The 24,769-nt window shown below is 31.6% G+C and carries 21 protein-coding genes, 1 tRNA gene and 1 pseudogene; 13 read left to right on the top strand and 10 right to left on the bottom strand.

What is annotated here, in order from left to right; genetic code table 11:
• Positions 1-288: 288 nt before the first annotated feature.
• Positions 289-1,086 (bottom strand): sulfite exporter TauE/SafE family protein, encoded by a 798-nt coding sequence (locus EKL98_RS11625; RefSeq protein ID WP_126562568.1) that lies wholly within the window; start codon positions 1,084-1,086, stop codon positions 289-291.
• 1,011 nt (positions 1,087-2,097) lie between these two features.
• Here EKL98_RS11625 and EKL98_RS11615 point away from each other — a divergent pair.
• From EKL98_RS11615 to EKL98_RS18085, 10 genes and pseudogenes are all read left to right on the top strand, one after another.
• Positions 2,098-2,295: pseudogene (locus EKL98_RS11615) on the top strand (DUF6952 family protein).
• Positions 2,296-2,481: 186 nt separating this feature from the next.
• Positions 2,482-2,979, top strand: a complete 498-nt coding sequence (tpx, locus tag EKL98_RS11610; protein ID WP_126462763.1) for a thiol peroxidase — start codon at positions 2,482-2,484, stop codon at positions 2,977-2,979.
• Positions 2,980-2,989: 10 nt separating this feature from the next.
• On the top strand, positions 2,990-3,364 hold the full coding sequence (locus EKL98_RS11605; RefSeq protein WP_126462760.1) for a diacylglycerol kinase family protein: 375 nt from the start codon (positions 2,990-2,992) through the stop codon (positions 3,362-3,364).
• A gap of 17 nt (positions 3,365-3,381) precedes the next feature.
• Complete coding sequence (locus EKL98_RS11600) at positions 3,382-5,829, top strand: DNA translocase FtsK (RefSeq protein ID WP_126562567.1); 2,448 nt, start codon at positions 3,382-3,384, stop codon at positions 5,827-5,829.
• Between the two features lie 43 nt (positions 5,830-5,872).
• The gene (locus tag EKL98_RS11595; protein WP_231507367.1) at positions 5,873-6,550 is read left to right on the top strand and encodes a LolA family protein; all 678 of its coding nucleotides are present in this window, start codon (positions 5,873-5,875) and stop codon (positions 6,548-6,550) included.
• A gap of 8 nt (positions 6,551-6,558) precedes the next feature.
• Entirely contained in the window at positions 6,559-7,992 is a 1,434-nt protein-coding gene (locus tag EKL98_RS11590; RefSeq protein WP_126462751.1) for an LptF/LptG family permease, read from the top strand.
• Between the two features lie 8 nt (positions 7,993-8,000).
• The gene (ribB, locus tag EKL98_RS11585; RefSeq protein ID WP_126462748.1) at positions 8,001-9,134 is read left to right on the top strand and encodes a 3,4-dihydroxy-2-butanone-4-phosphate synthase; all 1,134 of its coding nucleotides are present in this window, start codon (positions 8,001-8,003) and stop codon (positions 9,132-9,134) included.
• 167 nt (positions 9,135-9,301) lie between these two features.
• Positions 9,302-9,389, top strand: a tRNA-Ser gene (locus EKL98_RS11580).
• A gap of 259 nt (positions 9,390-9,648) precedes the next feature.
• Entirely contained in the window at positions 9,649-10,905 is a 1,257-nt protein-coding gene (locus EKL98_RS11575) for a site-specific integrase (protein WP_126562566.1), read from the top strand.
• A 142-nt stretch (positions 10,906-11,047) separates the two neighbouring features.
• Entirely contained in the window at positions 11,048-11,143 is a 96-nt protein-coding gene (locus EKL98_RS18085) for a transposase (protein WP_233588605.1), read from the top strand.
• A gap of 416 nt (positions 11,144-11,559) precedes the next feature.
• Here the strand turns inward: EKL98_RS18085 and EKL98_RS11565 are convergent, their stop codons facing one another.
• From EKL98_RS11565 to EKL98_RS11525, 9 genes are all read right to left on the bottom strand, one after another.
• Complete coding sequence (locus EKL98_RS11565) at positions 11,560-14,610, bottom strand: efflux RND transporter permease subunit (RefSeq protein WP_126562565.1); 3,051 nt, start codon at positions 14,608-14,610, stop codon at positions 11,560-11,562.
• A gap of 1 nt (position 14,611) precedes the next feature.
• Positions 14,612-15,565 carry an efflux RND transporter periplasmic adaptor subunit gene (locus tag EKL98_RS11560; protein ID WP_126562564.1) on the bottom strand — a complete coding sequence of 318 codons (954 nt, stop codon included), beginning with the start codon at positions 15,563-15,565 and terminating at the stop codon, positions 14,612-14,614.
• The gene (locus EKL98_RS11555) at positions 15,534-16,769 is read right to left on the bottom strand and encodes a TolC family protein (protein ID WP_126562563.1); all 1,236 of its coding nucleotides are present in this window, start codon (positions 16,767-16,769) and stop codon (positions 15,534-15,536) included. The genes EKL98_RS11560 and EKL98_RS11555 overlap by 32 nt, the downstream gene beginning before the upstream one ends.
• Before the next feature lie 28 nt (positions 16,770-16,797).
• Positions 16,798-17,820, bottom strand: a complete 1,023-nt coding sequence (locus EKL98_RS11550; RefSeq protein ID WP_126562562.1) for a YncE family protein — start codon at positions 17,818-17,820, stop codon at positions 16,798-16,800.
• 151 nt (positions 17,821-17,971) lie between these two features.
• Positions 17,972-18,388: a PepSY-like domain-containing protein gene (locus EKL98_RS11545; protein WP_126562561.1), complete on the bottom strand. Its 417-nt coding sequence runs from the start codon at positions 18,386-18,388 to the stop codon at positions 17,972-17,974.
• 125 nt (positions 18,389-18,513) lie between these two features.
• The gene (locus EKL98_RS11540) at positions 18,514-19,659 is read right to left on the bottom strand and encodes a serine hydrolase domain-containing protein (protein WP_126562560.1); all 1,146 of its coding nucleotides are present in this window, start codon (positions 19,657-19,659) and stop codon (positions 18,514-18,516) included.
• Positions 19,660-19,674: 15 nt separating this feature from the next.
• Positions 19,675-20,961, bottom strand: coding sequence for a sensor histidine kinase (porY, locus tag EKL98_RS11535; RefSeq protein ID WP_126562559.1), 1,287 nt, complete (start codon positions 20,959-20,961; stop codon positions 19,675-19,677).
• On the bottom strand, positions 20,958-21,638 hold the full coding sequence (locus EKL98_RS11530; RefSeq protein ID WP_126562558.1) for a response regulator transcription factor: 681 nt from the start codon (positions 21,636-21,638) through the stop codon (positions 20,958-20,960). Before EKL98_RS11530 ends, porY begins: the two co-directional genes overlap by 4 nt.
• 64 nt (positions 21,639-21,702) lie before the next feature.
• Positions 21,703-22,035, bottom strand: a complete 333-nt coding sequence (locus tag EKL98_RS11525) for a metal-sensing transcriptional repressor (RefSeq protein ID WP_126562557.1) — start codon at positions 22,033-22,035, stop codon at positions 21,703-21,705.
• Between the two features lie 604 nt (positions 22,036-22,639).
• Here EKL98_RS11525 and EKL98_RS11520 point away from each other — a divergent pair.
• The 3 genes from EKL98_RS11520 to EKL98_RS11510 all read left to right on the top strand — a co-directional run bounded on the left by EKL98_RS11520 (position 22,640) and on the right by EKL98_RS11510 (position 24,763).
• Entirely contained in the window at positions 22,640-23,419 is a 780-nt protein-coding gene (locus EKL98_RS11520) for a polysaccharide deacetylase family protein (protein ID WP_126562556.1), read from the top strand.
• A gap of 10 nt (positions 23,420-23,429) precedes the next feature.
• Complete coding sequence (locus tag EKL98_RS11515) at positions 23,430-24,407, top strand: hybrid sensor histidine kinase/response regulator (protein ID WP_126562555.1); 978 nt, start codon at positions 23,430-23,432, stop codon at positions 24,405-24,407.
• 164 nt (positions 24,408-24,571) lie between these two features.
• Positions 24,572-24,763, top strand: a complete 192-nt coding sequence (locus tag EKL98_RS11510; protein WP_126562554.1) for a hypothetical protein — start codon at positions 24,572-24,574, stop codon at positions 24,761-24,763.
• The last annotated feature ends 6 nt before the right edge of the window (positions 24,764-24,769 follow it).

Genomic DNA, 24,769 nt, shown 5'->3' with positions numbered 1-24,769 from the left:
CTAATGTTACATAGCGGTTGACAACTATAATTGTACGATTTTACCAATATGAGCATCGTGGCAAATGGATACAATTTTTGTCTGCTTTTCTTGTATAATTTGATTTTGGTTGATTAAATTTTTTTAATAAGCAATTGTGGAGTAACAAAAAGTACTGAATTACCTCGACCTTTGATTATTAATATTTGATATTGATTAGCCATTTGTTTTTGGATTTGTTTTAGTAATAAGAAGATAAATTTATTTAAATTGCTTCTGTATCAACGTGACTTTTGTTATACAATAATTTTATTTTAGAAATAACTCCTTAGTAATAATATAAATCCCCATCACTAAAACAAACCAGCCAAAAGCGGGTTTCAGTTTGTTGCCATTAATTTTTTTGGATAATGCTGTGCCAATAGAAATTCCAACAATTGCAAATGCTGAAATGGTAAATAAGAATTGCCAATCAATAACGTTTTCTCCACCTTCTCCGAAAAAACCGATTAAAGATTTTGCAGCAATGATTACTAATGAAGTCCCAACCGCTTCTTTCATAGGAAGTTTACTCAAAATAACCAAAGCCGGTATAATTAAAAAACCACCGCCAGCTCCTATAAATCCGGTAATTATTCCTACAATTACTCCTTCTATAAGTATAAGTGGATAATTGAATTTTTGTTCGTGTGGTTCTTCAGAAGCGAGTTTTTTATCTTTTTTAATCATGCTATAAGAAGCAATAATCATTATAACAGCGAAAAACAGCATTAAAAAAAGGTCTTTAGTCAAGATAAAATTTCCCACAGAAAACAGCTCTTTAGGAATTGCAGGAACTATTATTGCTCTTGTTGTAAAAACGGAGATAATTGATGGGATACCAAAAACAATAGCTGTTTTTATGCTAACCAAACCTTTTTTGAAATAGCCAACACTTCCTACCGCACTTGTCAAGCCAACAATAAATAATGAATATGCAGTTGCAATCACGGGTTCAACTGTAAATAAATAGACTAAAACAGGTACGGTAAGAATGCTGCCTCCACCGCCAATGAGCCCTAATGCAACTCCAATGAGTATTGACGAAAAATAACCAATATATTCCATAATTGTAAAATTTATGATTGCAAAGATTGTCTGTTAAATTTTTGCATTCAGTAACATTTATCACATATAAAAAAATTTTTTCTAAAATTCAAATTCCTTTAGGGTAATTATAATGACAATTTCTTATGGATTGTTTACAGTTCCGGAACGGGAGAGTATCAACAGGCTACAGACGAAATAAAAGCATAGCTGTCTTTATTCTTGAGCAATTTTTTTCTTGTTTTCTATGTAGGTAGCGCTCTGAATGATTCAAATAGGAGAAAATAAAAACAGTTTAGCAAATGGTATTATTTATAAAGTAAATAAAAGAGATAAATTTGATCTTAAGGGTTCTACCACATCTGAAATCAAGAATCATTAATCAAAAATCCGAACTTCCAATTGGTTCTATCTAGCACCAATACCAAATCGGATTTAGCTGGTAATAAATTGAATATCAAAGAAGAAACTATTTTCATGGGAAAAACAAATTCCTTCAGGAATCATTGCACTCTTCTATAAGAGCTATTTTTAGTAGCAGTTGTCGCAAATTCAGATGCTAACTTATCATAATTGATTGTCTTTATTTTGCATAAAGCCGTAATGAATAAACAAATGAGCTTGACCCTTGCTAAATTGAGTTCTCCTTTGAAATGATCTTGTAAAACTGAAATAAGCTCTGTGTCTTTACCCTCAAGACTGGTATTCTTCACTATAAAAATTATGTGGTGATAATTCTATAACGTACTAAATATCAGTATTTTTTAGCAAATTACAGGGGCTTTATTTGGTTGAATTTCAATAATATATGTTTTTGTTGTGTACTAAATTAATTCAAATAAAGATATAAAGGTTCAGAGATTCAGAGCAACAAAGGTTTTTTGTTGCACAAATTCATGCATTGTCGCTTTGAACCTTTGCTTCTTTCAACCTTAAAAACCTAACTTATTTTAATCGAATTAACCGAAGATACATTACAGGATTTAATTACCAAAATTTAAAAAATTAGCTTCAGAAAATGATGAAGATTATATCATTGAAACTATAGAAGTTCTTGAGGCAATGACTGAAATTTCATTCTTGAAATACAAAGAACTAGATGTGATAGGCGAATTAATTTCTACTATGTAAGGTGCTTTAGAGATGAGCAAACTGGTAAAAACCGGAACTAATAAAAAAGAAGCTTTAAATACTTTCATGAAACGAGTACTAGATTCTATCGACAAATAAAATAAATCATATTCAATATTTTAAAAACGTACTTAACAATGTGTGTGTGTTTTATTCAATAAAAGAGAATACAGCAGTACCTGCGGGTTTATCATAAGAGGTAAAAATGGAAACTTTAAACACCTGTTTGAGGTCTTATTCTTAAATAATTTTCATACTTTTGAACCTTATTAAAAAAACAAAATTATGGCATTAATAACATTAGGAGGAAATCCAATACACACTTCAGGAGAATTACCAAAAATAGGGACTAAATTAGCTGATTTTAAATTAGTTAAAACAGATCTTTCTGTAGCTTCGCTTAGTGATTTTCAAGGTAAAAAACTAGTTTTAAATATTTTTCCAAGTATAGATACAGGAACGTGTGCAGCCTCCGTGAGAAAATTTAACGAAAGTGCCAGTACTTTAGAAAATACAACTGTATTATGTGTTTCTAGAGATTTGCCTTTTGCCCAAAAACGTTTTTGTGGTGCTGAAGGACTTGAAAATGTCATTAATTTATCTGATTTTCAAGGTGGTGAATTTGGCAAAGTAAATGGTTTAGAAATCACTGATGGCCCTCTGGCCGGATTGCATTCCAGAGTAATCATTGTTGTTGATCAAAACGGAATAGTTACCCATACGGAACAAGTGGCTGAAATTGCAGACGAGCCAAATTATGAAGCGGCTTTAGCTGTACTTTAATTTCATCTTAATGGAGTTTCAAAAAGATACCACTTTCATTACGGGAAGATTAAAAAGCGTCACTTATGCATTTAAGGGCGCTTTAAAATTGATCCGCACAGAACACAGTATAATGGTTCAGGTTTCAATAGCCATACTGTTGACTATTGCTGGATTTTATTTTAGTATTACTAAAACAGAATGGCTGTTTCAAACTCTGGCAATAGGATTAATTCTTAGCATTGAGGGATTGAATACGGCTGTAGAAAAAGTAGCTGATTTTATCCATCCCAATTATAATGAAAAAATTGGGTTTATTAAAGATATTGCCGCAGGAGCGGTCTTTTTTGCTGCTTTAACAGCAATAACAATCGGTTTAATTATTTATACACCAAAATTCCTGTAAGAATTAGTACAACTCGAATGGCAAAAACAACAAAAATACCTCCTTTAAACAACAAAAATGATTCTAAAACTCCGGAGAATAGTCCTTGGAGGGTGACTAAACAACATAAAATTGTTTTTGGCTCACTGTTAGTATTGTTTTCAATTGCTTTATTATTTGCTTTTGTTTCCTTTTACATTTACGGTCAAGAAGATCAAAGCGCAGTTCATGCGATTGCGGATCGTACGGAAATTGTTCAAAATTGGTTGGGGAAATTTGGCGCTTTTTTAGCTGATTTGCTAATTTATAACGGTTTTGGAGTTGCTGCATTTATATTTGTCCGGTTATTTTTCTTAACTGGAATATATTTAATAGTAGGATTACCTTTAAAAAAACTAAAAAACATTTGGTTTTGGGATTTATTTGTGAGCGTCGTTTTATCAGTTTTGTTTGGTTTTTTTGCTACTTCAGTACCTGAATTAGGAGGTGTAATTGGTTATGAATTGAATTCTTTTTCACAAGATTACATTGGAAAAACAGGCACTTTATTGATTTTATTATTTGGGTTAATTATATATGTAATTTTCAAAATTAAAATTTCACCAGAAAAAATCCAATCCTTTTTTGATCAAACAAAACAAGAATTAAAGACTGATTTAGCAACAGCCAGTCCCATCAAAAAGGAGAACAGTGGTTATAATTTAGAAGAGTTTGCCGTAACCGAAGAAGAGGACAGTATTCATTTGAAAACCAATGGTAATCAATTTGAAATTAACAAAGAAGCATTAAAACCTACAATAAGCAACGCATCGAATATTAACCGGGAACCTGTTGCCAAGCCTCTCGCTATGGAAATCACACCAATAGCAAAACCAGAGGTATTAGCAGCTCCAATTGATACTTTTGTAATAGAAACGGCTCCGGAAGAGGATATAATTGAAGAAAATTTAGCCTCGCGATTAGTTGCTGATTTTGGATTATTTGATCCAACATTGGATTTATCCAATTATAAATTTCCTACGATTGACCTATTAAAAGAATATTCTACGGGAGGAATCACTATCAATCAGGAAGAATTAGAAGAAAATAAAAATAAAATTGTAGATACGCTTCGCAATTACAAAATTGAAATTGCACAGATCAAAGCGACCGTTGGACCATCAGTTACTTTATATGAAATTGTTCCGGAAGCAGGAATTCGAATTTCAAAAATCAAGAGTCTAGAAGATGATATTGCGCTGTCACTTTCGGCATTAGGCATTCGGATCATTGCCCCTATTCCTGGGAAAGGAACCATAGGGATTGAAGTTCCTAACAAAAACCCCACGATGGTTTCGATGAAAAGTGTTATTGGTTCCGCTAAATTTCAAGAAGCCGAAATGGAATTACCTATAGCTCTTGGAAAAACCATTTCGAACGAAACTTTTGTAGTTGATTTAGCTAAAATGCCCCACCTATTAATGGCCGGTGCTACCGGACAAGGAAAATCTGTTGGATTAAATGCTGTTTTAACTTCCCTTTTGTACAAAAAACATCCCGCAGAAGTTAAATTTGTTTTGGTAGATCCTAAAAAAGTGGAGCTGACCCTTTTTAATAAGATTGAAAGACACTATTTAGCCAAACTTCCAGACATGGATGAAGCAATTATTACTGATAATGCAAAAGTAGTTAATACCTTAAACTCCCTGTGTGTAGAAATGGATAATCGCTATTCTTTGTTGAAAGACGCGATGGTGCGAAACATTAAAGAATACAACGATAAATTTAAAGCCCGAAAATTGAATCCAGAAAATGGCCACCGATTTTTACCGTATATCGTTCTTGTAGTAGATGAATTTGCCGATTTGATTATGACTACCGGAAAAGAAGTAGAAGTTCCTATTGCTCGCCTGGCACAATTAGCGCGTGCCATAGGAATCCATTTGATTATAGCTACTCAAAGACCTTCGGTAAATGTAATTACAGGTTTGATAAAAGCTAATTTTCCTGCCCGAATCGCCTTTAGAGTTACTTCAAAAATTGACTCCAGGACCATTCTTGACACACAAGGAGCAGATCAGTTAATTGGGCGTGGCGATATGTTATACACTAACGGAAATGATGTAGTACGTGTACAATGTGCCTTTATAGACACACCAGAAGTAGAAAAAATAACGGAATTCATTGGTAGTCAAAAAGCATATGCTACCGCTTATTTACTTCCAGAATTTATTGGGGAAGAAAGTGGCATTAATCTTGATATGGATATCTCTGATAGAGATACTTTGTTTAGAGAAGCAGCCGAAATAATTGTCAATGCACAACAAGGCTCCGCATCATTGTTACAAAGAAAACTAAAACTAGGGTACAACAGAGCGGGCCGATTGATTGATCAATTGGAATCCGCAGGAATTGTAGGCCCTTTTGAAGGAAGTAAAGCGCGCAGTGTAAACATTCTGGATATAAGTTCTCTTGATCAATTTTTCAACAATGAACAAAACAATTAACAACATGAAAACAAAGATTCAAAACTCAAGTAAAAGCGAACAAATGAAGCCATTCAAAAAAAGCAATCTAAAGAACTTGAGCAAAAGACTTATTTTTATTACCACTTTATTACTTTTTAGTTTTTCGATACAAGCTCAGGATAAAAAAGCAAAAAATCTTTTAGACCAAGTTACTGCAAAAGTCAAAAGCTACAATACTATAATAATTGATTTTAAGTATTCTTTGAATAATACAAAAGAAAACATTAATCAGGAAAGTAAAGGAAATGTTACCATGAAAGGCAATCAATACGTTTTAAATTTCATGGGAGTAACTAAAATTTATGACGGAAAAAAAGCCTATACTATTGTTCCTGAAGATGAGGAGATTACAATTTCAACGGTCAATGACAAAGATGACAATGCAATTACACCTTCTAAAATGTTAACGTTTTTCAATACTGGTTATAAGTACAATATGGATGTTTTACAAAATGTCAGAGGTAGAAAAATTCAGTATATAAAGTTGATACCGTTTAACTCTAAAGACCAAAGAAAAGAGGTGTTATTAGGAATTGATGTACAAACGAAACACATCTACAATTTGATTGAAATAGGAAAAAAAGGGACAAAAACAACATTAACGGTTAATTCTTTCAAAACCAACCAACCTTTGTCAAAAAATCAATTTACATTTGCAAGCAGTAAATATCCAAATTACTACATCAACAAATTAGATTAATTTATTAGGTGAAAATTCTCGACAAATACTTATTAAAAACATTCCTGACTACATTTACCACAGTATTTGTAATTCTTTTTTTTATATTTATACTTCAAACCGTTTGGTTATTCATAGCTGAATTAGCAGGAAAGGATTTAGATTTACTCATGATCATAAAATTCCTAGCATTTTCAATGCCTAGGATTGTGCCTTTAGTACTTCCCCTTTCGATATTACTGTCTTCCATAATGACATTTGGTAATTTAGCAGAAAATTATGAATTTGCGGCAATGAAATCTTCTGGAATTTCTTTGCAAAGAGCCATGAGAAGCTTAACGGTATTTATAATTTTATTAAGTATAGTAGCTTTTCTGTTTTCTAATAATGTGATTCCTTATGCGGAGTATAAATTTATCAATTTCAGAAAAAATATTGCACAAGTAAAACCAGCCTTGGCAATAGCTGAAGGACAATTTAGTGATGTTGGTTTTTATAACATTAAGGTAAATAAAAAAACAGGTGACAACGGAAACATCCTTACAGGTGTGACTATTCATAAAAAATCAAACGTTGGTGACGGGAGTAAAACAGTTATTAAAGCCCGAGATGGCGAATTAATAAGTAGTGAACAATCTAGCATTTTACAATTAGTGTTAAATGATGGCTTTTACTACGAAGACATAGTTCCAGAAAAATATGAGGATCGCAGTAAAATGCCTTTTATCAAAAGTTCGTTTAAAAAACATATTATCAACATTGATTTATCAGAACTTAATAATGTAGATGTCAATGACGAAAGCGTTGCGAATACTAATACTATGCTTACTGTCAATGAATTAAGCTATACATTGGATTCGTTAAATAAAAATTTAAAAAATGATATTATTTCATTTTCGGAAAATAGCAATGCACGAATACGGATTCCTGGCAATACTAAACGAAAGGAGTTCAAAATAGAAAACTCCTTTCCTGAAGATATTTTATCCTTGTACACTAAAGAGCAACAAATAGAAATTTTAAGAATAGCGACAAGTACTATTAGTAGTACCGTGTATTCAATTGATACCTCTAAAACCGAATTAGAAAATAAACAAAAAAATATCAATAAACACTTACTTGCTTTTTATGATAAGTTTGTAATTGTATTTGCATGTTTTCTAATGTTTTTTATAGGTGCCCCTTTGGGAGCAATTATTAGAAAAGGAGGATTGGGACTACCTATAGTTTTTGCAATTTTAATTTTCATAACCTTTCACTTCATAAACTCTTTTGGCAAAAGAATTGCTCAGGAAAATGAAATGTCACCTTTTTTAGGTGCCTGGTTGTCCTCGATACTATTATCCCCTTTAGCAATTATACTAACTTACAGAGCTACAAATGATATTGGATTGATAAATGTGGATGTTATTCTGGCTCCATTTCAAAAAATATTAAAAAAAATATTTCCATCACAAAATTAACAGTACAAATGACTACAAATAATATACAACTCAACACAATTGAAGAAGGGATAGAAGCTATTCGTCAAGGAAAAATTATTATCGTAGTTGATGATGAAGATCGTGAAAATGAAGGTGATTTTTTAGCAGCAGCCGAGAAAGTAACACCCGAAATGATTAATTTCATGGCCACACACGGCCGAGGACTCATTTGCGCACCATTAACAGAAAGCCGCTGTAAGGAGCTAGGCCTACATGTAATGGTAAGCAATAATACCGACCCAATGGAAACTGCTTTCACTGTTTCGGTTGATTTAAGAGGAAACGGAGTGACCACTGGAATATCAGCAGCAGATAGAGCAAAAACAGTTTTATCTTTAGCCAATTCTGATACCAAACCACATGATTTAGCAAGACCCGGTCACATCTTCCCATTGATTGCCAAACAAGGAGGCGTACTAAGAAGAACTGGTCATACGGAAGCCGCAATTGATTTTGCCAGATTAGCGGGTTTTAAATCCGCAGGTGTGATTGTAGAGATTATGAACGAAGATGGGACTATGGCTCGATTGCCTCAATTGGTAAAAGTAGCTAAGAAATTCGATCTAAAATTAGTTTCCATTGAAGCTCTTGTGGCTTATAGAATGCAGCACGACAGCCTAATTATTAAGAAAGATGATTTTGATATACAAACTCGTTTTGGTACCTTTCGTTTAAGAGCATACCAACAAACGACCAACAAACAAATCCATATTGCATTGACAAAAGGGACTTGGAATTTAGGAGAACCAATTTTAACAAGAATACACTCTTCGCAAGTCAATAATGATCTGTTAGGAACTTTGACTGATAATGCAGACCAGCAACTTGATGCCATGTTTAAAGTGATTAACGAACAAGGTAAGGGAGCTGTTGTGTTTATCAATCAAGATATGCAATCTGTTAATTTATTGAATCGTATTGGAGAGCTTAAAATTTTACAGGCTGAAGGAGAAATAAAAGCCCCAAAAATTAAAATTGACAGTAAAGACTTTGGAATCGGAGCGCAGATACTTCATGATATAGATATTTCAAAAATCCGATTAGTATCCAATACAGAGCCAGGAAAACGAGTAGGAATGATAGGTTACGGACTAGAAATAACAGAATACGTCAGTTATTAAAAAAACAATAATTTATTTATTCAAATAAATTAAATGCTAAAGTAAAGAAAATGAAACAATTAAAAATAAGTACATCTAATAGACCTTTTTTTAAAAAAAATAGATTTGTATAACCAAAAAAGATTCTTATATTTGCACTCGCAATCAGATAATGAAAGCAATTTACTGGAGAAATGGCAGAGCGGTCGAATGCGGCAGTCTTGAAAACTGTTGACTGTAACAGGTCCGGGGGTTCGAATCCCTCTTTCTCCGCCAGTAGAAATACAAAACGAAGCAAACCCCTCTAAATCTTATGATTTAGGGGGGTTTTTTCATTTGCGGTAAATCAAATTATTCATTAAATCTCAAAACTTAGGTGTCTTTTGAGGTGTCACTGAAAATCTATTTTTTTAAGTGACACCTATCTCAAAAGTTACCAGTTCAACATTTGTCCAAATACCTTTTCACTATTTGAACATCTTGTTTGGAAGTATTACAAAGTTTAAATTTAATAATAACTAAAAGGTCACCAACCATGAACACAGCCGTATCCGTTCTCTTTTATATAAAGCGATCAAAAGTCAATAATGATGGTATCTGCCCTATTTACGTTCGTGTCACAGTACAATCTAAACGATTTGAATTTAGCAGCAACAAATTTGTTAATCCTGAGAAATGGTCAAATGAAGGATCTAAAGTTAAGGGAAACAATGAAGAGACTCGTTCAATAAACAGTCACCTTGAATATTTAAAATCTAAAGTTTTAGAAGCTGAAAAAAAATTATACAAAAAGGATATCATTATATCTTCTGAAAATCTAAAGAATGAAATTTTTGATCTCCAAGACAACCAAAGAATGCTTATCCCCATTTTCAATGATCACAACAACAAAATCAAAGAATTGGTTGGTAAAGAATATGCACCAGGAACATTAGAGCGCTATACCACCTCTCTAAAGCATACTATCGACTTCCTGCAATGGAAATACAAGACTTCAGATATAGACATTAACAAAATAGATCATGCGTTTATCACCGAATATGAATTCTACTTGAGAAGCGTTCGCAATTGCGCCAATAACACTGCCGTAAAATACTTAAAGAATTTCAACAAAATAATCAAGATTTGCCTGGCCAACCATTGGATAGAAAGAAATCCGTTTGCCAACTACAAGTCAAAAGTCAAAGAAGTAGAAAGAGTCTATCTATCTGAAGACGAAATCCAAAATATACTCAACAAAGATTTCAAAACAGAACGATTATCGCTAGTGCGCGATATCTTCCTTTTCAGCTGTTTCACAGGCTTAGCCTACATTGATGTCAAAAACCTAACAAAGTCGCATATAAGCTTTGGAATCGACGGAGAGAAATGGATATTCACCCACCGCCAGAAAACAGAATCCGCTTCAAAAATTCCAATCCTTCCAATTACACAAATGATTATTGATAAATATGAGGACCATCCGGAATGCAACAACCAAAACAAACTACTTCCTATTTTGAGCAATCAAAAAATGAATGCCTATTTAAAAGAAATAGCAGGCGTTTGTGAAATTGAAAAAGAACTAACTTTCCACATTGCCCGACACACTTTTGCAACGACAGTAACACTCACAAATGGCGTTCCAATAGAAAGTGTGAGCAAAATGTTAGGACATAAAAACATAAGAACCACACAACACTATGCTAAGATATTGGATAAAAAAGTGAGTGAGGATATGATGATTTTAAGAAACAAATTCAATCTCGCAAAAAGTCCCACAAATGAAATAGTGAAAGTAAACTCCAATTAAACATCTGTAACTATTTGTGCAATATATTGATAGAGAACTGACGGATGAAGTTATTGAAGTTGATAAAGGAAGTGCGAAAAGCAAATTAAAATTAAGAAAAATATAATACTATGACAGAGAAAATAAAAGAACCTTTGAGTTTATCAGCAATCTATTTGAGTTTAGAGCAGACACGATAGCTGTACTTTATAAAATAAGATGGCAAATCGAATTATTATTCAAATTTATTGCGTGCTGATAGTAAATCTTTTGATAGAAGTTTTAAAGAAAAGTTTGAAGAGACAATGGTCTTTCTCTAATTTAGTTAGTTTTTGCAGAATTCATTTGTTCAACTATATTCATCTGACTAAATTTTTAGAAAGTCCCAAAAAACGACTGGGAATTAGACATAGAAAACGATGGACAATTAGGACTATTTGATCATTATTTGGCGGATGTATAATTTGATAAATGAAACTAAAAAAAATATTTTTCAATTTATTGAACTCTCAACAAAGTGAAGAAAAACAAGCCAAGCCAAGCCAAAACCTCGTTAAGTGCCTAAATATATAGAAAAAATGAACTTCCGAATTTTTTTATCGGACAACAATGATATTTTATTTAAAATATGATTTATATTTATTTAAAAATGAATAATCTAAACAAAAAATTAAATCAATTAAAGTGAGTAAAATGTTTTTCATTCTTGAAAACTAAACACAATAAAGTAGGCAATACAATCAAAAGTAAAGGCATTGCAATAATAAATCCTCCAATCACAGCAATCGCAAGTGGCTGATGCAATTCTGAACCCGTTCCAATTCCTATTGCTAGTGGAAATAGGGCTATGATTGCTCCAAGCGCGGTCATTAATTTAGGGCGCAAACGAGTGGAAATTGAATAAATTATAGATTCATTTACATTCCGGGTCAATTTAAAAGTTTCTCTGAATTGTAAAAAAGTAAAAATAGCATTCTCACTTATTATTCCTACGATCATAATAATTCCTGTGTAACTCCCCACGTTTAATGGCGTTCCTGTTATAAAAAGCAAAATATAACTTCCTGCAATTCCCAAAACAGAAATTATTAAAATTACCAATGCTACTCTAAAATCTCTAAATAGAAATATAATAACACCAAAAACTAATAAAGATGAAGCGATTAATATCATTAATAACTCCTTGAAAGATTGCTGTTGCTCTTTATAAGCACCTGCGTATTCAATATAATAGCCACTTGGTAAATGAATATTGTTTTTAACTTGTGTTTGAATATCCTTCATCACACTCCCTAAATCTCTATTATCCAATCTTCCAGTTACAACACTTATCATTTGGAGATTTTCACGTTCTATTTCAGCTACTCCTTTTTGAGCTGAAATAGCAACTAAACTCGAAATAGGAATTGATTGACCATTAGGTAAAAATAACTGCAATTTTTTGATGTCTTCTAAACTTCTTTTTTCTGAATTTTTATAGATTAATCGAATGGGAATTATGCGTTCATTGTCTAATAAATTTCCAATAACATTCCCTTCAAGCGCAGTTTGTAACTGAAATTGCAAGTCGGCTGGAGTGATTCCATATTGTGCTAACTGACTATAATTGGGCACAATATTTATGGATGGTCCGGCCAAAATAATACCATCAAATACATCAGCTGTTCCTTTTACTTTTTCGACTATTACATTTACTTTTTTGGCTATTTTTTGTAATTCTGCTTGATTACTGCCAAATATCTTCACTTCAATTGGTGAAACAGAGCTCATTAAATCGCCCAACATATCCCCAATTACCTGACCAAAATCAATGCGCAAAGCGGGTTGAGTCGCTTCAACTTTTTGTCTAATTTCATCAATAATAGCATTGCTAGTTTTACTTCTGTCCTTTTTTAATTGAATCAAATAATCCCCGCGATTGGGTTCCGTTATAAAAAATCCCATTTGTGTTCCTGTGCGGCGACTGTACGCTTCTACTTCAGGAATTTTTATAATTATTTTTTCCACTTCTTTGAGCATTCTATCAGTCTCTTCAAGTGAAGTTCCTGGCGGGCTTTCATAATCCAAAATGATACTCCCTTCATCCATTTCTGGTAAAAAACCGGTTTCTAAATTAGGCAGTATAATAAAAATAGAAAGTACCAGAACGATACAAAATGAAATACTAATTATCGGTTTTCCAATAAAATAAGCGACCCAAGTCTGAGTTTTGACGTCATGGATTTTAGTTTCGTTTTTCGATTGAGGACTATTTTCTTTTTTGGAAAGCAATAAATAAACTACAGGAAGTAGCAACCATGTCACAAAAAAGGAACAAACTAAAGTGATTATCATGGTATCCGTTAACACTTTAAAATACGAACCGGCAACACCGCTCATTAAAACAAAAGGAATAAAAATCACAATTGTACTTATGGAGGAACCTACCATTGCAGGGAATAAATACTGTATCGCTTTTTGCAAAAGCGAAACAGTAGGCTCATCAGGATGTTCTTCGTGCGTTCTGTGAATTTGTTCTACAACTACAATCGCATCGTCAATAATTAATCCTAAAGCGGCTGCAAGAGCCCCTAAAGTCATAATATTGAATGTTTGTCCGGTTAAATACAAAACAATTAGTGTGAGTCCTAAAGTAACGGGAATAATAATCAAAATAGTGGCACTGGCTTTCACCGATTTCAAAAATAAAACAGCAACAATTATGGCCAACAAAAGTCCTATTAACAAACTATCCGTTACACTCTTTACAGCATCATTTACAAAACTGGCCTGCTCATAAAATGGCGTTATTATTATGTTTTTAGGAAGGATTTTTTTTAATGATTCCAGTTTATCATGCATCGCCTCTGATAGCGTAATCAAATTTGAATTGGGTTGCTTGAGAACTGCTATAAGAATACTTTCTTTACCATTGGCATTAACTTTTATGTATTCTTTAGCTTCCCTAATTTCCACCGATGCAATATTTTTTAAGGTTACAATTCCTTTTCCGTTATTACGAATAACCAGATTTTCCAGTTCCTCCTTTTTATCAACCTGAGCATCTGTAATTGTAAGATATAAATACCGGTAATCCGACAAATACCCATTGGATTTAATAAAATTAGTTTGACTTAATACTTGTGTGATAGCATCAGGTGTAATTCCTAATGCTGTCATTTTAGTAAAATCAAGTGACAACCAATATTCTTTTTCTTTTCCGCCAATAATCCTAATCTCAGAAACACCATCAATTTGAGAAAGGAACGGTTTTATGGTATAATTGGCTATTTTTTTGAGTTCAATAGCGGAGAGTCCTTTTCCTTCTATAGCATATCCAATTACCGGAAGAATCGAAGGATTCATTTTTTCGACTGAAATTTGTGTATCAGGCGGAAGATTACTTTTTATCTGATTGATTTGCTCTTCTATCCGGGTTTTACTCAAATCGATATCGGACTTCCAATCCATGAATGCCGAAATCTCACAACTTCCTCTACTGGTTGTACTCCTGATTGTTTTTAAATCCTGTACTTTTTTGATGGCATTTTCCAACGGTTTTGTAACCGTAATCATCATTTTATCGATGGGTTGTTGTCCCGCATCAGCAATGATTTTTATTTTCGGGAAAGTAATTTCGGGAAATAAACTGGTTTGCATTTTAGAATATGCGAAAAAACCTCCCAGAATTATTAGAAAAATGATGGCACTCAGTCCGTTTTTATGTTTGACAAAAAAGTTGTTCATTTCAATCCGCTTTTATCACTTTTACCTTAATCGTATCTGCAACACCATAATTTCCTGAAAGTAAAATTTTATCTTCAGGAGTTAAAATCGGCGACAGAATCTCTACTTTATCTTGAGTTTCTACTCCTTTTTTAATTGGGATTTTTATGGCTGTATTGTTATTAATCATTTTCATAATCCAAAAATCCGTTTCCGTTTCATTACTTAAAACAGCTGCTTTTGGCAACGAAACAGTTTTTGAATTTGAACTTTTATTAATTCTGACTTTTACTATTAAATTCTCTGGAATATCATGTTTGCCAATTACTTTTAGAATCACACTTTGCGTTTGCGAAGTGGCATCGACAGTGGGCATGTAATTTTGCACTTTCGCTTTAACCAAAGTACTGTCGGGTAACATTACCGTTAGTTCTTCACTGATTGAAACATATTTTTTGAACTCATAAGGCAAACTCAAAACGATAGCAAAACTATTGGTGTCATTAATCGTCACTAAAGCATCCCCATCCTGAACATAATCACCTTGTTGCACATTTACTGAAGTTACAAAGCCATTTGTATTGGCTCTAACTTTTATGGCTCCGCCAAAGTTTAAACTGGGGTCAATTTTATTAATCGTATTCCCTAACACTTTTGCCTCACGGGTTTTTATCGAAAATAATACCGCCCCGTTAGAAACATAATCACTGGAAGCCACATTAACTGAATTCAGATACCCCGTAGCATTTGCTTTTATAACATTTTTGACTAAATAAGCGGCTGTAGCATTCAAATCAATATAGCTTTCAACTGAATTGGTATCAATGCTCGTTAAAGTCACAGGCACACTCGCGTCAATTGCTTTTTCTGATTCGTTGTTATTTTTACAGGAAATAAAAAAAAGCGCTATCAGGATAAAAAATAGAATTGGTTTCTTCATAGAATTAGTCATTAAAACTCCAATAATTAATTTCATTTATAATTTGGAGTTTGTTGCTATTATTTTGGGAAATGGCATTTTTGATGGCTATTAAATTGCCAACAGCAATACTATATTCTGTAATTTGTGCATCTCCGGTAAGCAATAACTTTTTATTGGCTTCAATTAATGCGTCAGCGATAAGAAGCTGCAATTGCAACTGATTTTCTACAGCTGCTGATTGTTTCAGTTTCAAATTTAACATCAATAATTGTTGTTTGTATTGTTTATTGAAATTGTTTTTATAGGCTAAATTGGTAGCTAATGCCGCATCATTTTTTTGATGCAGCAAAACACGTTGGTTTCCATCATAAATAGGAATTGACAGTCCTAAACCCAAATTAAATCCAAAATTTTTATAAGCCTGGTAGGCAAAACTAGAATTATAACCGGCATCACCTAATAGAGATAAAGACGGTTTATAATTGTAATCAATAAATTTATTTTGATTTTGAAGTTTGAGACTATCTACTTCAAATTGCTTCAAAAAAACTATTTTATCCGAAGGTTGAATACTTTTCAAGATGATTTCAGGCTTTTTTAAATAGACAAAAGTAGTATCGGTTTCTCCAGAAAGGTAATTCAACAAAGCCAAATCATTTTGATATTGTTGTTTTAATTGTAACAATACTAAATCTTGTTGCTTTACAGTTGCAATAAAAATTAAATAATCTGTTTGTTTGTAAATGGCATTTTGGGTTAATTTTTTCAGGATGCTTATTTCCTGTTTTAAAAGAGTTGCAATTTTCTGGTTGAAACTAATTTGTTCTGAACTTGCCGAAGCCGAAATGTATTGCGCAACAATGGTTTTATTTAAATCTTTTAAAGTAATTTTTTGATTCAAAACCAAAGCTTCTTTTATTAATTGAAAAGAAGCTGATTGCGAATTGATTCTATTTTTTCCAATTATTTTTTGGTTGACACCTATTAAACCCGCAACAGATTGCCCGTTACTTAAAGCCAGATCATAACCAAAACCATTAATTATAGGGGCATAATTAGCATTAAGATTTCCGGTAACTTGTGGTTTATAAACTGCTCGATTCAATAAACTATCCAGTGTCGCGGATTTTATTTGGTTGCTGTAATCTTTAAGTAAAGGAGAATTATTTTGTGCTTTAGTAATAAAGTAATTCAAATCTTTTTCTTGCGAAAAAGATTTTAAACATATAAAAATTAATAGTAAAAGCTTCCATTTCATTGGATAAATTTAGATAAAAAGAATGACACTATTTAGAAATTGGCTCAACAACTAGAATAACGAACGAATTAGGTACTATTCCTGCTCGTGGTTTTGGGTTTTCTGCTGTTAGCTCTGGTTTTACATCAAAATCTGCCGTAGGCAAATACAGTTGATTTGTAGTTTTGTTTAGTGCAATAGTTCTGGCCCCTTTTTGAGTCTTTACAGTTTCAATAACTGAAAAAGTATTTGCGTTACGCTCTTTTATAACGGTAATCGTTCCCTCGCCATTGGATGTGAAAATAAGATTCTTTTTGGCATCAAAAGCAACGCCATCGCAACCATCACCAAATGGTAAAGTCTTTATTATTTTTCCATTTGTAGCATTAACAACAATCATCAAATTATTACCGCAAACAGAAAATAATCGATTCGTAACTAAATCTATTGCCAATCCTGATGGTTCATCTCCGGGAGCAATACTCCAGGTATTTGTAACTTTTAATGTCGAAGCGTTTATCGTTTTTATTTCGTTTTTATCTTCAATATTCACATAAATTAACCCTTTTGTATTGCTTACTGAAAACTCTGGTTTTCCACCCAATGGAATTGTTTTCACTATTTTATTTGTATTGGCATCAATAACTGTAGCATCATTACTTTCTGCATTGTAAACAAACACTTTTCGAGAAAATTGATCGTATAAAATGGCATCTGGTTTAATTCCTGTAATTTTTACTTTTTCAAGTAATTCAAATGTTTTCAAATTGACTACTGTAATAGAATTGTCTTTTCCGTTACTGATAAATGCTTTGTTTAAATCATTTGCAACTGCAATGCCGTGAACTCCTTTTGTATCTCGAATAGTTGCTATAGTTTTATCTGATTTTAAATCAATCACATTGACCATATTTCCGTGTGAAACAAATAAATGTTGGGCCACATCATCAACAGCGAGATAATCCCATCCATCATTGCCAGAAGTGCTGATCTTTTTGGATAATTTATAGGTTTGGCTGTAACTATTAGAAATAGAAGCAATAATGATAAATAATAGTAGTATTTTTTTCATTTGAAAGAACTTTTAAAGTTAATTTTATGAAACAAATTTCAGCTGTAATTCTATTTTAATTCTATGGAAACCACAACTCTTTACATAATTAAAAAGAGTTGGATGTAACACCCAACTCTTTATGGTATAAGTTTATTAAAAAAAGCAAAAATTACTCTTTTATCGGCATCCCATTTTCTTTAAAAGCGAGGCTTTTACTCTTCATCCCTTTTTTTAAATCCACTTCATAGATAGTACCATGTTTCGAACTTTCTGTTTTGTCCGCTTCTGCAATTTTCCAATCGCTATATTTCGATTTTACAGCGGCTAAAACCGCTTTTGGTAAATTGATTGCTTTAATTTCTCCTTCCGTTTCCAGCCAGGTTCCATCTTCTGAAAAATTAGCAGAAATCCTACTTCCTTCTAATGTGAATTCTGCTTCCCATTCTTTTGGCCCTTCAACTCCCCAACTAACCTTTGTTGCAGTAGGAAATTTTTTAACGAAGGCTTTTTTTACTACATCAGGTGGAGTTCCCGCAAATGCACAACTGCATATAAAAACAATCGACATAATTAATAATTTTTTCATTTTTTTTGATTTAAAAGTTAATTTCTAATAATTTTACACTACAAATATTAAACGCAATTCTATTTTAATTCTATGCTAATATTTTGTAAATCATAATGTTAATTTAAAATATCAATTAACTAAAACTACATCTGGTCAATTATTTGCAAAAAAACTTCCTGCCAATAATTAGGGTGATTGGACGTTTCTGTGTCTCCAAAACGGACTATAATAATATTCTTTTCTGGGTACACATACAGATATTGACCAAACAAACCAACAGCAAAATAACTTCCATATTTCAAAGGTCCTATTCCCCAATTATTATTGTAAAAGTGTTTGTTATTTCCGGACGGATCAGAATGTGTCGAATATTCAATCCATTTTTTGGATACAATTTGATTTCCAATCCAGTTTCCTCCATTTAGATAAAGTCTGCCTAATTTAGCAAAGTCAATCGCTCGTGCTTGTAAACAACAAAAAGATTTTTCAATTGCTTTATCATCTTTTCGATCTAAACTCCATGACGCCGGTGCTTCCATTCCCAATGGTTTCCAAATTTTATCTTCTAAGTATTTTGAAATCGTACCTCCAGTCACCTTCTCTATGATATATCCTAAAAGTAATGTGTTCTCGCTGCTATATCTAAATTTAGTATTGGGTGGACATTCAAGCGTTAAATTGAGCATTCTCGCTCTTAAATTATCACCCCAGTAAAACGCTGCATTATCAGATGCAGGATCTAATTCGCTATTTGTAAAGCGAATCCCTGATGTATGTTGCAATAAATTCTTTATGGTGATTTGTTCCCAACCTGTTTTATTTTTAAATTCAGATAAATAATCAACAATGAAATCATTCTCACTTTTTATTTTTCCTTCATCAATTGCTATTCCTATTAATGTTGAAACAAATGGTTTGGCCATCGAGAAGGAAGAAACTAACGAATTTGATGTATACCCTTTGTTATATTTTTCGTAAACAATTGAATCATTGCGAATAATTAAAAATGTTACCGTTTTATGTAATGTCGTAAAACTATCCAAGCTGACATTTGTAGAATTAAAATCCCTATTGATTACTCCTATTTTTGTTCCTAAATGAGAATCTTTACTGGATTTAAAGAAATTATAAACGGGACCTTCATTATTAACTACTCGTTGCGGAAAATGTTTATAATCACTTTGACTAGGAATCCCACCATATCGCAAGGATCGCAATACGTCACAAGAACTTAACGTGCTAAATAAAACAACAAGAAAAAAATATTTAAAAAGCTTTTTTGATTTCATTACGCTAACTCTTTTTTATTTTAATTCATTAATATTGTCTTTTGTCAAAATAAAACAATGTTTCCCATTAGTAAATTTATAATAAAACACCAATCCGCTTACCTCCACAATTTCTTTTACGATAGATAATCCAAGGCCTAGTGATTCTTGGGAAGTAGAGTTCTTATGAAAGCGTTCAAATAACTGATTATCAATTGGGTTATTAACCCCCAAATTTGAGATTGTAATTTTATTTTTCTCTATAAAAATTTCAATATTTCCACTATTAATATTATGCCTAATTGCATTTTGTAATAAATTATTAACCAATACTAAACACAAATCAGCATTCATCAAAACACAAAAATCGTTTTCAATCTTTTTTATTATCTCAATTTTATTGGCTTGAATATGCTCTTCAAAAAAGACTAAGGAATTATCAACTGTATTTTCAAAAGATACTTTTTCTGTGGTATTAAATTGTCTGTTTTCAATTTTGGTAAGTAATAGAAATGTTTTGTTCAATCGAATTATTTTAGAGCAAGCATAATCAATTGCTACTATTAATTTCATTTCATTCTCTTTCAAATTTTCAGATTGAATAAGTAAATCAATCTTAGATTTTATAACAGCTAATGGCGTTTGAATTTCATGTGAAGCATTTTCAGTGAATTTCTTTTGGCTATTAAAATCAACTATCATTTTTTGCATCATAACGTTTAAAGAAAGATTCAATTCATCAAATTCAGTTACCGATGTACTTGCTAAACGTGGAATTACATTATCACTAGCACGAAATTTCTTTAAATTGGATACTGTTTGATAAAAGGGTTTCCACACTGTTTTTGAAATCCAAAAATTTATAATTAAATAAGTTACAAAAAGCAAAATCAATAAAATAACTAACGAAGTAAAAATACCTCTAAACAATTCGTTATACTCCAATGTGCTTCTCCATATTTTAATGGAATAATTAGTATTTCCAACTTCCAAAACAGAAGAAAGCAATCTATTTTCTGCCAGTTCATTTTCTTTTTTATCATAAATTAAAGTGTCCGAAAAAATAGGTATAGAAATTTCTTTAGCATTTGTTTTCGCTATTTTTTTAATTGTAGCTTCACTGCTTTTAGTGATTATTCTCAAAGAAATCGTGTCATTTTCCTTTAAATAATTCTCAATTAGTTCCTTGCGATTTACCAAGAGTTCGTTATTACTTTGCCTAACCTCTCTAGTAATGATATGAAAACAAATGTATCCTGATAGGATTAATATCGGGATACTAAAAATCAAATAATACAAGCTTGTTTTAGCTAATAGTTTCATTCTTGAGTTTTAAAATTGTACCCTATGCCGTAAATTGTTGTCAAATAATCTTCACATTTTTTTTCTAATAATTTTTTACGCAAATTTTTCACGTGATTATATATAAAATCGAAGTTATCTAATCTATCCGAATTATCACCCCAAAGATGTTCTGCCAGCGCACTTTTACTCACTACTCTATTTTTATTAGATATGAAATAAAGCAATAAATCATATTCTTTTGACGTCAAAATTACATCTTGATTATGAACTAAAACGCGCCTTTCGTTAGGCAAAATTTTTATTTCGTTGATACTAATTTCTACATTTCCATCAAAACTTTTTCTTCTAATTAAAGCTTTAATTCGTGAATTAAGTTCCGACAAATGAAAGGGCTTTGGCAGATAATCATCTGCTCCAAGATCTAAACCATTTACTTTATCATCAAGAGAATTTTTTGCAGAAATTATTATAATGCCCGCTTTAGATTTTTTTAGTTTAATTTCTTTGAGTAAATCTAAACCAGTGCCGTTTGGCAAAGTAATATCTATCAAAATACAATCATAATCGTAAATCGCAATTTTCTGTTGCGCATGATGGAAATCAGGGGAAACCTCAACAATATTCCCTTCCATTTCAAGATATTGTTCAATGCTTTTTTGTAATTCTGTCTCGTCTTCTATTAGTAGTATTTTCATAGGTTATGTAAAAATAAAGCTAAAATCTATTCAAATTCTGTTTTTTAATTTTAAGTAAGAAATCTTAGATAAGATTCATTTCCTTCATCTTGTCTGTTAATTCATAAAGTTCTAAATCAGGAAATTGATTTCTAATAATTGCAATTTTTTCTTCTTGTCCACAATTCCCTGGGCAAGTATCTAATGCCTCGGCAATCTTCATTGCCAATGCTTTTCTGAACACTTCGTCCAATAGCAGGTGTTGAGCTTTTTCAAACCCTTTGTTGACTGCTTTAAATTGATTTAATATTTGAGCAGGGTCATCACTCTTATCTAGCATTTTTATTACTCCTTCAACTTGACCTTTTATACTGCTTAAACGGTCTTTAAGGTCTTTTGTTAAATCTTTTGGTAACATAATGATTCAATTAAATACAATACAACTCCCAAAATTAGAAGTTGTATTGTATGGTTAATAAATTAAATGGCTTTACCAATACCGGCTGCTGCTAATTCTTCTTTACTCACGCCTTTATTTTGGCAACAAGCAAGATTGTCCATATAAGAAACTTAATGATGTACATAAGAATAAAAGAGTAAATACTGATTCATAAATTTTATTATTGATAATCATTTTATTGTTGTTAAATCGTTTTGAATTTGTCTCGTTCAGTAAAATTGCCTACTACCTCAGTTCGTCTAAAAACCTTCGTTCTTCCTTTATTTTATTAATAAATATATAAATATATGTGATTTAAACTATAATTATTTTTCTTTTTAAACCATTTTCGGTTTCGTTCAACACAGCTTTCATTGTTCGTGACGGAAAATTTTATGATACTGTTTTTTGACCACAATGGAGCGTTTTTAGAAATTATACAAAAAGATTAGATTAGTTATAGTGTTAGATTGGTTGGTTAGAAAGTTAGCAAATTGTTTTGCTGACTTTTTTACTTTATAAAAAACAAAAAAAAGATTTAAATTTGAACTGACGATTCTATTTTTAATAAACAAAGTAATTTATGAAACTATTTTTACCCAAAATAACACTTGTATTATCATTCTTAACTTTGTTTTCGTGTGTAAATAAAGTTAAAAAGATAGAGCCAAAACAATATAAATCAGGAGTAGTTATCTCATTTGATGATGCTTATGTTGATGAATGGTATAATGCCGATAAAGCATTACAAAAATACGATTGGAAAGCTACTTTTTGTGTTTGTAGGATAGATTCTATTGGGAAACCTCAAATAGAAAAATTGCTTGAATTACAAAAAGAAGGTCACGAAATTGCAGGTCACGGTTATCATCATTACAATGCGGTAAAGTTTGTTGCTCAAAATGGAATAGACCGATATATAAAGCAAGAAATAGACCCAATGATGGTTTCAATGAAGCAAAAAGGTTTTAATGTTTCGTCGTTTGCTTATCCCTACGGAGAACGATCGGATCAACTTGATAAAGCATTATCACCTAAATTTAAAGTAATAAGAGGTAGGGATTTTTGTGCTGTAGCTCCTGAAAAAGAAGGGTCTTATTTTAGAGATTCTAAATTTATGTATGCTTTCGATATTGACAATAATCACATCCATTTTAGCATTCCTTATGTTTTAGAATTATTAGATTATGCCAATAAAAATAATAAAATACTAATTTTATGTAGCCATAAACCAGTTAAAAATTTGACTGCAAATTATCAAACTAAAATTGAAACATTAGAATTCATTTGTAAATATATGAAGCTTAATGATATGGCATTTTACCGATTGTCTGACTTGGATAATTTAGAAATTATCAATTAATAAAAATACTATGAACATACTAATAGTAGAAGACAGTAATGAACTAGCCATCGAGTTAAAAGAATTTCTTTCTAATTCGGGTTATGTTTGCAATTTTGCAAACACTTGCGAAGATGCTCTTGATGAAGTCAATAGTAATGATTACTACATTATGCTACTTGATTTGGGTTTGCCCGACGGAAGCGGTTTAGATGTTTTAAAATCAGTTAGAAAAAACCAATCCAAAATGGCAGTAATTGTAGTTACTGCTCGTGGCGAACTCGATGTTAAAATAAACGGAATTCCTATAGATAATTCAACATCAGAATTTAAAGATTTATATACCGCTCTGAACCAAATGATTATAAGAATTAAGGAATTGTTCCTAAAAGAAAAACAATTTATTGGCAATGTTTCACACGAATTATTAACACCTATTGCGGTTATAAAAAACCGATTTGAAAACATAATTCAAAATCAATCGTTGAATGATACCGCTGTTGATAAAATTTCGGATTCCTTGAATACTTTAGATTCAATGAAAAAAGTAATTAGCAATTTACTTTTAATTTCAAGGATAGATAATAAGCAATATCAAATTAATGAAATGCTAAATTTTAATACAATTATTGCGAAATTAACAGGAAATCTTGAAGATAGAATACAAGAAAAAAATTTAGTAATCACAAAGAATATTAGACATCAAGTTTATTTTATAGGAAACCAAACACTTATTAAAATCTTATTTAGCAATTTGTTTACCAATGCCATAAAATACAATAATCGTTATGGGAATATTTTAATAAATGATGAGTTTATAGCAGGAAAATATGCTTTAACAATTACTGACACAGGATTAGGAATGAATAACGAGCAGGCTTCTCAAATTTTTAATAGATTTACTCGCATTCATTTTGACCAAGAAGGACAAGGCATTGGACTTGCTATTGTGGAAAGTATTGCCAAGTTGCATCACATAAAAATTCAAGTAACATCGACTATAAACTAAGGAACAACGTTTACGTTAATCTTCCCGATTTCTTAAAAAATTAATAAAAAGTTAAAGTTTTATCATTTGTTAAATCTTCATTTTCTCTTCATTTAGCGGTTATACATTTGACCTATAAATAATAACATTTATAACAATAATAACAATTTAAAATTTTAGAAATTATGAAAAAAGTAATGATGTTAACATTGATGGTTCTAGGAACTACAGCTATGGTAAACGCTCAAACTGCTCCTGCAAAAACTGCTCCTGCAAAAGAAGTAAAAATGGGTAAACACAAAAAAGAAAAAAAAGGAGTTATAAAACCAGAAACAAAAAAAGTAGAAAATAAAAAGATAGAACCATCAAAAAAATAGTAATTA

This window comes from Flavobacterium bomense, assembly GCF_003970355.1.
This window is presented reverse-complemented; position numbering and strand designations above follow the sequence as displayed.

Excerpts from the sequence above, each read along its gene's own strand:
- EKL98_RS11625 (WP_126562568.1), bottom strand. The coding sequence starts at position 1,086 with ATGGAATATATTGGTTATTTTTCGTCAATACTCATTGGAGTTGCATTA.
- tpx (WP_126462763.1), top strand. The coding sequence starts at position 2,482 with ATGGCATTAATAACATTAGGAGGAAATCCAATACACACTTCAGGAGAA.
- EKL98_RS11605 (WP_126462760.1), top strand. The coding sequence starts at position 2,990 with ATGGAGTTTCAAAAAGATACCACTTTCATTACGGGAAGATTAAAAAGC.
- EKL98_RS11600 (WP_126562567.1), top strand. The coding sequence starts at position 3,382 with ATGGCAAAAACAACAAAAATACCTCCTTTAAACAACAAAAATGATTCT.
- EKL98_RS11595 (WP_231507367.1), top strand. The coding sequence starts at position 5,873 with ATGAAGCCATTCAAAAAAAGCAATCTAAAGAACTTGAGCAAAAGACTT.
- ribB (WP_126462748.1), top strand. The coding sequence starts at position 8,001 with ATGACTACAAATAATATACAACTCAACACAATTGAAGAAGGGATAGAA.
- EKL98_RS11575 (WP_126562566.1), top strand. The coding sequence starts at position 9,649 with ATGAACACAGCCGTATCCGTTCTCTTTTATATAAAGCGATCAAAAGTC.
- EKL98_RS11565 (WP_126562565.1), bottom strand. The coding sequence starts at position 14,610 with ATGAACAACTTTTTTGTCAAACATAAAAACGGACTGAGTGCCATCATT.
- EKL98_RS11560 (WP_126562564.1), bottom strand. The coding sequence starts at position 15,565 with ATGAAATTAATTATTGGAGTTTTAATGACTAATTCTATGAAGAAACCA.
- EKL98_RS11555 (WP_126562563.1), bottom strand. The coding sequence starts at position 16,769 with ATGAAATGGAAGCTTTTACTATTAATTTTTATATGTTTAAAATCTTTT.
- EKL98_RS11550 (WP_126562562.1), bottom strand. The coding sequence starts at position 17,820 with ATGAAAAAAATACTACTATTATTTATCATTATTGCTTCTATTTCTAAT.
- EKL98_RS11545 (WP_126562561.1), bottom strand. The coding sequence starts at position 18,388 with ATGAAAAAATTATTAATTATGTCGATTGTTTTTATATGCAGTTGTGCA.
- EKL98_RS11540 (WP_126562560.1), bottom strand. The coding sequence starts at position 19,659 with ATGAAATCAAAAAAGCTTTTTAAATATTTTTTTCTTGTTGTTTTATTT.
- porY (WP_126562559.1), bottom strand. The coding sequence starts at position 20,961 with ATGAAACTATTAGCTAAAACAAGCTTGTATTATTTGATTTTTAGTATC.
- EKL98_RS11530 (WP_126562558.1), bottom strand. The coding sequence starts at position 21,638 with ATGAAAATACTACTAATAGAAGACGAGACAGAATTACAAAAAAGCATT.
- EKL98_RS11525 (WP_126562557.1), bottom strand. The coding sequence starts at position 22,035 with ATGTTACCAAAAGATTTAACAAAAGACCTTAAAGACCGTTTAAGCAGT.
- EKL98_RS11520 (WP_126562556.1), top strand. The coding sequence starts at position 22,640 with ATGAAACTATTTTTACCCAAAATAACACTTGTATTATCATTCTTAACT.
- EKL98_RS11515 (WP_126562555.1), top strand. The coding sequence starts at position 23,430 with ATGAACATACTAATAGTAGAAGACAGTAATGAACTAGCCATCGAGTTA.
- EKL98_RS11510 (WP_126562554.1), top strand. The coding sequence starts at position 24,572 with ATGAAAAAAGTAATGATGTTAACATTGATGGTTCTAGGAACTACAGCT.